The sequence below is a fragment of the Spirosoma lituiforme genome (genome assembly GCF_054776635.1).
The window spans coordinates 212,194-224,471 of record NZ_BAAHBO010000008.1; the positions used below are offsets into that span (position 1 = coordinate 212,194).

Here is a 12,278-nt window from a genome sequence, read left to right on the forward strand (position 1 = left end):
TGCGTCTGGCGTATATCCATAAAAAAAGCTTCCACAAAAACTGGAAGCTTTTTTTATGCCCGATGCACAATTCTAATGCTCTCTTCTATCCTCACCAATGAGTATTTTTCCTCACAGGAGGGAAAAATCGAGGAGCTCCCGCCCAAACTTCTGAATCAATAACTCTATCTGGCGAGCCTGCTGGGAGGAGGGGTAGCGCTTGTTGGTCATAAACTGGCTCAGCAAATCCGGTGGGATGGTTGTCTGATCAGCCAGGCTGGTAATCCTGCACTGCTGAAGAAGCTCCCTGACCCGTGTCAGATCGTACTGGTAATCGAAAACAAATTCTATAGGGAGTACCTCCTTGTCCTGGTATTCCGTGTGCGAATACGTCGCAAACTCCCCTAGTTGCGCATTGAGTTTTCTCGTCACTGCATCAACGGTAGTCCCCGACGCCACTGCCAGCATACCCTGCCGTTCGATCCGGCCCCAGAATTGACTATTCTGCTTTTCGAGAATGATGCTGATGCTGGAAGATGGCTCGTACCTGCGGTCCTTCAGCGTGTAAGGCAATCGAAACATCGCGTCCAGGGTTCCTGGCGGAATCTGGCCTACGCTCTTCAAAGGCAGAAGAAGGTGCTGATGTTTGCTTCTGTACAGACAGCATGAATTTGTCTGGTGAATCACTTCCCAGCCTCTAGTTTGTAAAATATCTATTGAGGATTGTAAATTCATAGTATATGCTTCCTGGATTTTGCAAATATGCAATTTTTTGAATCCGGCCTATTGGTCCTGCTGTTTAATATTTATTATATTTTATAATTTCCAGAAATAGTATAAAAGTATGCGAAACATAATTTATTAGGATGGTTTTCAATCGGCTGGCCTGTATAACTACCTATTGTTTTCGTCAAGTGATAAATAAGTCTCAATTATTTACATTTTAGAATCATAAATAACTGATTATGAAATATATAGTTAAGTTATAAAGCCTAATTGAACATATAGGTTACCCTTTTTGTTTATGATTTATTTAAAGTGTTAATATAATATATACAGTAAATGCTTGTTACTGTAATTGGGATGAGATATATTTGAAAAGTGATAACAATGAAATGAGGGTATAAACAACTAAGAACGGTCAGTTGCGTAATCAGGTCAAGGGTCAACCAATTGAGAACAGGCTTGATTTAAGCAGCTATCGAAGGTGGGTTTTTATTATTCATTGCCTTGTTTACCAGCGCTTTACTCCACGTTTCTACTTATTTACAACAGTCATCTATGATTTCAGCTACGTATGTAAAAAAACTACCTGTCCTTGTTGGATTAGTTTTGCTTTCACTTGTATCGGGATGCATCTCGTCTAAAAAGTTAGTTTACTTTCAGGACCAGCTAACCACCGATTCCATGAAAATTACGGATCGGTTCATGCCAACGGTTCAACCGGGCGATATTCTGTCCGTTCGGGTCAGTAGCCTGAGTCCGGAAGCGACGGCGTTCTTCAATCCCCCATCGGCAACGATGCCCATCGATCGGATGATGACACCAACGATGACATCGCTTCCCGAAATAACGGGTTATCTGGTTAATCCGGATGGTACGCTTGAGTTACCGCTGATCGGTAAGATAAAGGTAGGTGGCTTGAGTACCGCCCAGGCAACGGATCGGATTCGTGACGAACTCAAAACGTACCTGAAGGAGCCGACGGTCAACATTCGAAATCAGAATTTTCGCGTGTCGGTTATGGGTGAAGTAGCCCGCCCCTCGCTCTTCACGATCCCGAACGAAAAGATTACGATGCTGGAAGCCCTTAGTCTGGCGGGCGACATCACCATCTACGGTCGACGGGATAACGTGCTGCTTATCCGGGAAGTCGATGGTCAGCGCACCTTCACCCGGCTTGATCTGACCAGCCGCGATCTGTTCCGCTCGCCTTATTATTACCTGCGCCCCAACGACGTTATCTACGTTGAGCCCGGCAGAGCCCGCGTGGCCACTGCCGACCGAACTTACCAATTACTACCTATTGCTTTAAGTGCCCTTTCTTTTCTAGCTATCATATTTAGTCGTTTCTAACTATTACTAATATGTCTGAAAACGCTTACTCATATACGCCTTATCAAGCCTATTCTGTTGATAATCAGCCAAATTTGCGGGTTATTTTGCTTCGTTATCTAAGAAACTGGAAGTGGTTTGCCTTGTCCTTACTGCTGGCGGGTGCTGGTGCCTACGTGTACCTGATGTACCAGACTCCTATTTACAATGTTCAGGCCAGCCTGCTTATCAAAGATGATAAGAAAGGTCTCGACGGGGAGAATATTTTGAAAGAGATGGATATTCTGAAGCCGAAGAAAACGGTTGAGAACGAGATCGAAATTATCAAGTCATACACCTTGATGGATAAGGTGGTCAGTAAGCTTAACCTGGATGTCCAGTATTTTAAGCCGACCAAAACAATCGATAAAGAAGTATATGGTGAATTGCCAATTCGATTGATTGTGGAACGACCATTGTCATCCTTATATGATGAAAAGTTGCAGATCAGTTTTGCAGACCGTAGTCACGTACAAATCAACGACCAGACCTACCCGGTCAATCAATCCCTGAAAACACCCTATGGGCGCTTGCGCGTCTTTACCAAGCAACCGCTGAGAGCGTCTATGGAGCCCGTCAAAGTGCTGGTGTCGCCCCACGCGGAAGTGGTGAACGGATATCTGAAAAACCTAACTGTTGAAACAACCAGCAAAGCATCGACCGTCCTGCAGATCGCGCTCGAAGAAGCCGTACCGGCTAAAGGGGAAGCGTTGCTGAAGCAACTGATTGAGGAATACAACCAGGCGGCTGTTGTCGATAAAAACCTGGTTGCGGCCAGTACACTTGACTTTATTGAGGAACGGTTGCGGTTGATTTCCGGCGAACTGACGAACGTTGAAAAAGATGTTGAATCCTACAAGACAAGCGAAGGAATTACCGATCTGAGTGTACAGGCTCAAACGTTTTTACAAACTGTTCAGGCTAACGACGCTCAGCTCAATCAGGTAAACATTCAACTTGGCTCCTTGAAAGACATTGAGCGGTATGTAGACAGTAAGGCCGACAGCCGGGGCACCACACCGGGCACACTGAGTTTGAGCGACCCTGTTCTGGTGGGTTTGGTAACGAAGCTGTCAGAAATGGAACTTCAGCGCGATGTACTGTCCCGGACAACCTCCGACCGTAATCCGCTCCTGCAATCACTCGACAGCCAGGTCAAGTCGACCAAACAAAGTATCTCGGAAAACATTCAGACGATCAAGCAACAGTTAACCAGCACGAAGAACCAGCTGACCTCCACCAATCGGAAAATGGAAAGCATGGTTCGTACGGTACCGCACAAAGAGCGGGCACTGCTCAACATTACCCGGCAGCAGGCCATCAAAAACAACCTGTACACCTATCTGTTGCAGAAGCGGGAAGAAACCGCTTTATCGTACGCATCTACGCTGCCTGATAGCCGCATTGTCGATCTGCCCCGCCATGAGAAGAAGCCGATCAAGCCTGTACGGCCCATGACATTCATGCTGTTCGGTCTGTTCGGGTTGTTATTGCCCATTGGTGCAATTGCTGCCAAGGATATGCTGAATAACCGGGTTGTACGTCGGTCGGATGTGGAAGAAGCGTCCAAAGTCCCTATTCTTGGTGAGGTCGTTCAGTCAGATGGAAAGAAAGCGTTAGTCGTGGTATCGAAGAGCCGTTCGGTTATTGCTGAACAAATACGGGCGCTACGCACTAACCTGCAATTTTTGCGCAGCAATGCCGGTGGTAGCCAGGTATTACTATTCACGTCGAGCATCAGTGGCGAAGGTAAATCGTTCATGTCGATGAACATCGGTGCCAGCCTGGCCCTGGTTGATCGCCCGACGGTCATCCTGGAAATGGACTTGCGGAAGCCTAAACTGCACATGGCTCTCGGTATGCGCAATTCGGTTGGTATCAGCAATTACCTGATTGGTGAGGCCACGCTCGATGATGTGTTGCAACCGATTGAAGGATTTCCTAACTATTACCTGATCAGTTGCGGCCCCATCCCACCAAATCCATCTGAGTTGCTTAATGGTCCTTATTTAGCCAAAATGCTTGATGAATTGCGTGCCCGGTTCGACTATGTTATCATCGATTCGCCACCAATCGGACTGGTAACCGACGCCCAGGTGATTGCGCCTTTTGCCGATGCAACCCTATACATGGTTCGGCACGACATAACGCCAAAGACCTATCTCAAAATGGTCGATACGCTGTACAAAGAGAATCGATTCCATAACCTGAACGTCATCCTGAATGCCGTTGGCGACGGGGAATCTTATTACTATAGCTACAGCTATGGAGGGTACTATGAAGACGACAAGTCGGATAGAAAAGCCCGCAAAACACTATCCTAATTTGAGAATGTATCCTTGACAAGCAAACCATTACATAGTATGCTTAGTAATGCCTCTCTTTCCAATACCGAGCCGTACATCGACGCCGAAGACGACGTTTCAACAACGTCGGTTGCTGAACAGAGTATGCTGGGTAAACGCCTGTTTGACATTGGGTTTTCTTTCGTAATCTGTCTATTTGTGCTGTCGTGGCTCATACCAATACTGGGAATAGCCATTCGAATAAATTCGCCCGGCCCAATGCTGTTCGTTCAGCTACGGACAGGACGCCGGGGCCAGCAGTTTCGATGTTTCAAGCTCCGGACAATGGTCAGCCGTCCTGAAACAGTGTTTCAACAGGCCACTAAGAATGATCCACGTATTACGAAATTAGGGCAGATACTACGCAAAACGAATCTGGATGAGCTACCTCAGTTCATCAACGTACTGCTAGGTGATATGAGCATTGTAGGGCCCCGACCACATCCTGTTCAGTTGGATGCCAAACACTGGTACACGATGCCAAACTACCCGGAGCGATATGGGGTGAAACCCGGTATAACGGGCTTAGCTCAGGTACGTGGTTGCCGGGGGGAAACGGACACCCTGCAAAAAATGGAGCACCGGGTTCGCTTGGATCGCTGGTATATCAACAAGTGGTCATTAGGGTTAGATCTGAAAATTTGCTGGTGGACAATTGCGAAAACACTGCAAGGTGACAAAAAGGCTTGGTAACAAAAATGCTTCAGCCTGTAACAACATTTAAACTATACCGAATTGTTGTGCAGAAATAAGGATAAGGAAAGAAGTTAAAAAATCATTCTAATGGAATCACGTGTCTCAGAATTCTCACTAGCACCAATAGCACTATTTGCTTACAAAAGACCTAAGGAATTAGCTGAAGTAGTTGAAGCATTGATTCAGAACTATGAAGCCATTAACAGTGAGATATACTTATTTTGTGATGGACCTCGAGACTCAATAGATGAGGTGAAAGTGAATGAAGTAAGGAAAGTACTGGATGGTATTCAGGGATTCAAAAAAGTGCATAAGATTTATAGTATTAATAATCAAGGTTTAGCAACATCGATTATTAATGGTGTTTCATCGATTCTAGAAAGATATCCTAGCGTGATCGTATTAGAAGATGATTTAGTGACGACACCCAACTTTCTTTTATACATGAATCAATGTTTGCGAGAATATGAAAACACAAAGAACATTTTTTCAATAAGTGGTTACACGCTCCCAATTGAAAAACCTGAATATTATAAATATGATACTTACGTATTTCCGAGAACTGGATCCTGGGGATGGGCTACATGGAAAGATAGATGGATCATGGCTGATTGGTGTGTTTCTGATTATAGAGAGTTTAAAAACAGTAAAAATGCAAAGCGTGAATTTAATCTAGGTGGAAGTGATAGAGTAAGAATGTTAAGAAGACAACAGAATGGAGAAATAAATTCGTGGGCAATAAGATGGTGTTACAGTCAGTATAAGGCAAAATCATATACAATATATCCAACAGAATCGAAGATAAAGAATATCGGTTTTTCTAAAGATTCGACAAACACAAATGTGTATAATAGATACAAAACTTTCATGGATTGTGGGATAAAAAAAATCTTCAATTTACCTGATGTAATAAAATTAGACAATTATTATGTGGGAAAATTTCGGTATAAGTATAGTATGCCAGTAAGGTTGTATAATCGTTTGAAAACTTACGCGGGTTTGCGTGGATAATTTAGAGTAAAGATGCGAATATTACTAGTACATAATAGATATCATCAAAAAGGAGGGGAAGATGTTATCTTCGATCAAGAAGTTAATATGCTAAGAGATAATGGCTTTTTTGTAGAGACGTTGCTATTCGACAATGAAGAATTTAAAAAAACGAATGCAATGAATAAAATAGGTATTTTTTTTGACACTTTATATAATATAGGATCAGCAAAAATAATAACTGAAAAAATAAAAAGATTTAGGCCTGATGTAATTCATATTCATAATATATTCTATAGAGCCTCTCCATCTGTAATAATTGCTGCTAATCGAATGAGAGTGCCAGTAATAATGACACTACATAATTATAGATTAGTATGCTCAGGTACTTATCTAATGAGAGATAAGAAAATCCCATGCGAACAGTGTATAAAAAAAGTATTTCCGTTAGATGGAATAAGGCATAGTTGTTTTCAGAAATCTAAAATAAAATCAATTCAATTAACATTAATTACATCATTACACAGACTATTAGGCACATGGAATAAAGTTGACCGCTTTATAGTACTAACAGAATTTGCAAAAAGTAAGATACTTGAGTCTTCCTTAAACCTAGACGAGAATAAAATAATAGTAAAACCAAACTCAGTTCATGATTTGGGTTATAATGATAGCAAGGAAAGATCTAATTATTATTTATTTGTAGGTAGGCTTTCTATTGAAAAAGGAATAAATACATTACTTGAAGCCACCGAAATGGTTCCTCATATAAAGATGAAAATAATAGGCGATGGGCCTTTAAAAGTAAACGTTGAAGAAGCTTCAAAGTATACTTCATCGATAGAATATTTGGGTGCGCAGCCTAGAGAGATCGTAATAGAATATATAAAGAAATGTAAAGCATTAGTAATACCTTCCATATGGTATGAAGGCCTACCCACAGTTTTATTAGAAGCATTGAGTATCGGTACCCCAATTATATGTGCTGATAACCCTAATCTAAGATCCATACTAAATGGTACAGCTGTATTTTTTACACCAAATGATGCGAGCTCTCTGAAAGAAAAGCTGGAACTAGACGTACTAACGAATTTTAAACAGATAGATAGTTTAAAATTAAGGAAGATATACGAATCTAAGTATACGCAATTGAAAGTGCTTGAACAGCAGATAGATATATATAAATCAATGATAAGGAAAAATTTTAATAATTCATTAGTAGCATAATGAATTCGTTGATAAGTATTTATGTAATTGGTTTTAATTGGGAAGATAAATATATGAAAAAGCATTTTCTTGCTTTAGATACGTTCAGAGGAATATTTGCACTAATAGTTGCTGTTTTCCATTATAAATATTCGGGTTTAATTGGTGAAACTTTGTTGATTAAAAGAGGAGATTATTTTGTTGATTTCTTTTTTGTGTTAAGTGGTTTTATTATATACCATAATTACAAGAAACTAAAAACTTTTAAACAACAAACAGAATTTATTAAAAATAGAATAGCAAGACTTTATCCATTACATATTATTATTTTGTTTGTATTTCTTTTCTTTGAGGTATCAAAATATATATTATATGATTATGGATTATTTAAAAGCCCTCCTTTTGTGAAAAATAATTTAACTTCTTTTTTTGTTAACTTATTTATGTTGCAGTCATTTAATATTTCTGATATCTCATGGAATTATCCTAGTTGGAGCATTAGCGCAGAGCTAGTTACCTATTTTATATTTTGTATTATCATAGTACGTATTAATAATTTATCAACAAAGTGGAGAATATTCTGTCTTTTTTTTATTGTATTAGCTTCACTATATGCCATATATAAATTGAACCATAATTTTGATATTAGACTGACTAGAAATTTAAGTATGTTTAGATGCATGTATGGTTTTTTTACAGGATGTATCGCTTACGAAATATTTTTATTGCTAACGGATTATTTTGATTCTAAAAAAAAGTTTTTTACAGTTGCAGAATTTTTTTCAATTATCATGAGTATATTATTGTTAATGTTTTTGCCGCAAAAGTATACTTTTATTCTTGTCATTTCTTTCTCAATAAGCATTTTAATTTTTTCTTTTGAGGCAGGTGCATTATCCCGATTTTTGAAAAATAAAACTTTTATAACACTAGGGCAACTATCATATTCAATATATATGACTCATGCCATTATAGCTATAACTTTTGAATTAATAGTTTCTAATTTTCGTGTCGAATCGCAAGTTTATATTACGCTTTTTTTGTTTCTTTACTTATCAACGATAATTTTAGTATCGCACTATACATACAATAGTATAGAATTTAAATACAAAAACATTTTCCGAAAAAAATCATTTTCTAATATTGCTTCAATGATTAACTCGCAGTTAGTTTTAAAACCTAATAGCGGAAAATAATACTGACAGTTTTTTTTTTGTATTGATTAATAACAAAGATTTAGACTTTTTTTAGATGGTTAAGTATATGTATGATCAAATCATTCGGAAAAATGATGCTGACGAAAGAAGTCAGATAGTTCGGATGAATATTTTTTTTTCCTTTGTGGTTAAAATTTTTAGTGTATTAGTAAATTTTTTACTCATACCTCTTACTTTAAACTTAGTAAGTAAACATGATTTCAGTATATGGATGATGATTAATTCACTTGTAATGTGGTTCACTATATTTGACGTAAGTTTCGGTCAAGGACTAAGGAATAAATTAGTTGCCTGCTTTTCTGATGGTAATTTGGTATTAGCTAAAAAGTATATTAGTACATTTTACTTTATCATGGCTATATTTACTCTAGCTTTGATTCTTTTTATTTCTCTGTCTAATTTTTACATTAATTGGGCAAGTATTCTTAATATTGATATTAGAAAAGTGCCAAATGTAAATTACATTATTACTATAATGCTATGTTCTTTATGTTTACAAGTTTTTTTAAAACCGATTAATTCTGTACTTCTTGCAGATCAAAAAGCGTTTTTATCTACTTTGTTGTTGTTACTATCTAACTTAACGATTATATTACTTATATTACTATTAACTCAATTTTTTAGAGGATCTTTATTATTACTGGTTACTATACAAGCTTTAGCTCCATTAATAGTGTACTCCATATCAAGTATGATATTATTTAGATATAATTACAAAAATATAAGGCCTGAATACAGTTTTATCACTTATGGTTTATGGAGAAATTTATTTTCAACAGGAGGTAAGTTTATGGTTATACAATTAGGTAATATAGTTTTATTTAGCGCTGGTAATTTTATTTTATCTCATTTATTAGATGTTAATGAAGTGGGCCCATATAATGTAGCAAATAGATATTTTAGTGCTATATTAATTTTACATGGTATTTTGCTAACACCATACTGGTCAGCGTTTACGGAAGCGTATATAAAAAAAGATAGAACTTGGATAATAGAAACTATAAAAAAATTGAATATAATATCTGGTTGCTTAGTGGTCTTATGTGCATTGTTATTTTCATTTAGCGATTTTGCCTTTAAAATTTGGACTAGTGGTAAAATTGCAATTCCTCAAGATCTGTCTTTTGCATTAGCAGTAAATGTATCTGTCTATCTATTCATGAACAATTATAACTATTATAGCAGTGGGACAAATAATATCAATTATTTGGCTATTTTATCTCTTTTTCAAGTCATAATGTATTTGCCCTTCAGTATAGTAATGGTAAAATATCTAAATTTTGGCGCTTCTGGTATAGTTTGGTCAGTTACAACATTTTATACAATTTCTTTGATATTTGGTATTGTCCAATATAAAAAGAGTGTGGTAAAATTAGTTGACAGTTAATTTCGCTACACTCTTAACTATGAATGTTTTATGATGACTCAAAACGTTTTTGATAAATAAAATGAAAAAAATATTTCACATATATCTTTCGATACAATTTATATTATATTTTCAGTTAATTGTTTTTTTTCTAAAGCCTTTTGGCATTGATTATGAAAGCGATTTAAGCAAAGCTGTGTCTACAGTTATAAATTCAATATTTTATGGAAGTTCATTGTTGATAGTTTTATATTATAAAAAAGATACTTTTCATATAATTACCAATATAAAACTAATATTATTTATATTTCTTGTCTGCTTATTTTCTCTTTTGTGGAGTAGAATGCCAAACAATACCCTAATTAGGGTCGTGAATTTATTTTTACAAATAGTTCAAACTATTTCTATTATAATTATTTGCAAGGAATATAATATTGATTTACTAAAAAAGCTTAAACAATCATTGTATATCATTATTTCTATGAATGTATTATTTTCCATATTATTTCCATCGTTGGCTCTCTCAAAAGTGTTAGGTGAAGATGGTAGATTTGATGCCTTGACGCCTTCGCCAAATAACTTGGCTCAATTAGCAGTTATTGCAATTAGCATCTGGCTACCTAGGAGTCTTATGGATTACAAATTTAAAACAATTACTCTAATTGGAATGAGTATTTTTTGTCTGTATTTGAGCGGTAGTGCAACGGGTTTAGTAAGTATTGTATTAGTAGTTTTTATTAATTTATCTTTACTTTTGAAAAGGAGATTGATGTGGTCGCTTCTTATTGGAGTAGGATATATTTCGTTTTTTGTGCTTCAGATTGCTGGAGTAGGTGAAGATTTTTCATTTTTCAAACTTTTGAATAGAGATGCGAATTTAACTGGTAGAACTTTAATTTGGAATTATGGTCTGACTGAAATCATCAAAGATGATAGAGTCGCTATAGGATACGGTGCTGGTGGATTTTGGGATCCAAGTGGTAAGCGTGTTCACATCGACCCTTTTATGGACAATTTTATGCAAATGCATAATGGATACATAGAAACTTATATGCAATTAGGTTACTTTGGAATTGCACTTTTAATATTATTGTTATTTATTGTTGTACCTCTACTGTCAGAGAGCATAAAGTACCATTCTCTTACTAATTTTAGTTTAGTTGTTATTATCATATTAATTAATAATCTAACTGAATCTAGCTTTTTATTGCCAAAACATCCTAATTGGATAATTTTTACGTTATTGTACTCAGTAATTTCGTTAAAGCTTTCTAATCAATATAGAGGTGAAATAAAACTCAAAACAACTGAAAATAAAGAGATACTAGTATGAGCCCATCTGTATACATAACTCCTAATTTAGCTTTTACAACAAATAAAATTACCAACCCTTACATAGCCGATTTAGGTAATGCATTAGATGAATTAGGCGTACACGTAATTCGAAGCCCCTATGTAGTTAATTTGCGTACGTTAGATTTTTTTCTATATTTATTTAATACTAATGTTTTATTTTTGAATTGGCCTGAGGATCTTTATCATAGACCATTAGGGAAATTGCAAGTATCAATACTTAAGCAACTTATAAGAGTTTTTGTATGGAGAGGTGGTAAAGTTGTTTGGACGATGCATAATCGTGTATCACATCGTGAAGATGCTCGCCATCAACAAAGTGAATTTACTGATTGGATTATTGAAAAATGCCATCTTGTCATCGTCCATGCAGAAGAAGGGCTGGATCTTCTCGGAAAGGTTTCTAAAAAGATATATTATCCTCATCCATTTAATATTTCTGAAAGAAAAGATATATCAAATAATAGTTATATATACGATGCCATAATTTGGGGTAATCTTTCTTCATATAAAGGTGTAGATGTCTTTCTAGAATTTCTTAATTCTAAAGGCCTTCAAAATCAATTTAAAATTTTAATTTGCGGTAAATGTAGTGATCAGAGTTATAAGCACAAGCTTAAGAAGTATGAGAGTTCGCAAATTATCATCCACACAGACTTTGTAACAGATGAGCAACTTGCTTTATACTTCAAACAGTCCAGAACGGTTTTATTCACTCATTTTGGCGATAGCGTTTTAACATCAGGTACTTTAGCTAAAAGCCTTTCTCATTTTAAGACTACAATAGCACCTAATCGAGGTAACTTTAAAGATTTTGCAAAGAAAGGAGTTTTGTACACGTACGACTCATACAGTGAAGTTGCTGATTTGCTTTTTAAATGTCAGAATGAACCAGACTTGTATATGATATCAGAAAGCAAAATCAATACAGTAATCTGTGAGTACAGTTGGTTAAATTATGCTAAATTTCTTATCGATAGACTATTATAGAGTAACTAAAATTTGCACCATTCAATTGATGTTTGATAAATA

General features: G+C 36.5%; 10 protein-coding genes. 9 read left to right on the plus strand and 1 reads right to left on the minus strand.

Annotation, left to right across the window (positions count from 1 at the left end):
- Positions 1-111: 111 nt before the first annotated feature.
- Positions 112-603: a hypothetical protein gene (locus tag ACYU87_RS23215; RefSeq protein WP_461136497.1), complete on the minus strand. Its 492-nt coding sequence runs from the start codon at positions 601-603 to the stop codon at positions 112-114.
- A 783-nt stretch (positions 604-1,386) separates the two neighbouring features.
- Between ACYU87_RS23215 and ACYU87_RS23220 the strand changes: the two genes are divergently transcribed.
- From ACYU87_RS23220 to ACYU87_RS23260, 9 genes are all read left to right on the plus strand, one after another.
- A complete protein-coding gene (locus tag ACYU87_RS23220; protein WP_461136498.1) occupies positions 1,387-2,055 on the plus strand; it encodes a polysaccharide biosynthesis/export family protein in 669 nt (222 codons plus the stop codon).
- A gap of 11 nt (positions 2,056-2,066) precedes the next feature.
- Entirely contained in the window at positions 2,067-4,397 is a 2,331-nt protein-coding gene (locus ACYU87_RS23225; RefSeq protein WP_461136499.1) for a GumC family protein, read from the plus strand.
- 39 nt (positions 4,398-4,436) lie between these two features.
- Positions 4,437-5,111 (plus strand): sugar transferase, encoded by a 675-nt coding sequence (locus ACYU87_RS23230; protein WP_461136500.1) that lies wholly within the window; start codon positions 4,437-4,439, stop codon positions 5,109-5,111.
- Positions 5,112-5,201: 90 nt separating this feature from the next.
- Positions 5,202-6,125: a glycosyltransferase gene (locus ACYU87_RS23235; protein WP_461136501.1), complete on the plus strand. Its 924-nt coding sequence runs from the start codon at positions 5,202-5,204 to the stop codon at positions 6,123-6,125.
- A 12-nt stretch (positions 6,126-6,137) separates the two neighbouring features.
- A complete protein-coding gene (locus ACYU87_RS23240; RefSeq protein WP_461136502.1) occupies positions 6,138-7,331 on the plus strand; it encodes a glycosyltransferase family 4 protein in 1,194 nt (397 codons plus the stop codon).
- Between the two features lie 53 nt (positions 7,332-7,384).
- Positions 7,385-8,506, plus strand: a complete 1,122-nt coding sequence (locus ACYU87_RS23245) for an acyltransferase family protein (protein WP_461136503.1) — start codon at positions 7,385-7,387, stop codon at positions 8,504-8,506.
- A 67-nt stretch (positions 8,507-8,573) separates the two neighbouring features.
- Positions 8,574-9,914 carry a lipopolysaccharide biosynthesis protein gene (locus ACYU87_RS23250; protein WP_461136504.1) on the plus strand — a complete coding sequence of 447 codons (1,341 nt, stop codon included), beginning with the start codon at positions 8,574-8,576 and terminating at the stop codon, positions 9,912-9,914.
- 349 nt (positions 9,915-10,263) lie between these two features.
- Complete coding sequence (locus ACYU87_RS23255; protein ID WP_461136505.1) at positions 10,264-11,226, plus strand: O-antigen ligase family protein; 963 nt, start codon at positions 10,264-10,266, stop codon at positions 11,224-11,226.
- A complete protein-coding gene (locus ACYU87_RS23260; protein ID WP_461136506.1) occupies positions 11,223-12,236 on the plus strand; it encodes a glycosyltransferase in 1,014 nt (337 codons plus the stop codon). Before ACYU87_RS23255 ends, ACYU87_RS23260 begins: the two co-directional genes overlap by 4 nt.
- Positions 12,237-12,278: the final 42 nt, after the last annotated feature.

What these genes read in the sequence shown, in the direction of transcription:
- ACYU87_RS23230 (WP_461136500.1), top strand. Translation starts at nt 4,437, where the DNA reads ATGCTTAGTAATGCCTCTCTTTCCAATACCGAGCCGTACATCGACGCC.
- ACYU87_RS23225 (WP_461136499.1), top strand. Translation starts at nt 2,067, where the DNA reads ATGTCTGAAAACGCTTACTCATATACGCCTTATCAAGCCTATTCTGTT.
- ACYU87_RS23260 (WP_461136506.1), top strand. Translation starts at nt 11,223, where the DNA reads ATGAGCCCATCTGTATACATAACTCCTAATTTAGCTTTTACAACAAAT.
- ACYU87_RS23245 (WP_461136503.1), top strand. Translation starts at nt 7,385, where the DNA reads ATGAAAAAGCATTTTCTTGCTTTAGATACGTTCAGAGGAATATTTGCA.
- ACYU87_RS23220 (WP_461136498.1), top strand. Translation starts at nt 1,387, where the DNA reads ATGAAAATTACGGATCGGTTCATGCCAACGGTTCAACCGGGCGATATT.
- ACYU87_RS23235 (WP_461136501.1), top strand. Translation starts at nt 5,202, where the DNA reads ATGGAATCACGTGTCTCAGAATTCTCACTAGCACCAATAGCACTATTT.
- ACYU87_RS23250 (WP_461136504.1), top strand. Translation starts at nt 8,574, where the DNA reads ATGTATGATCAAATCATTCGGAAAAATGATGCTGACGAAAGAAGTCAG.
- ACYU87_RS23240 (WP_461136502.1), top strand. Translation starts at nt 6,138, where the DNA reads ATGCGAATATTACTAGTACATAATAGATATCATCAAAAAGGAGGGGAA.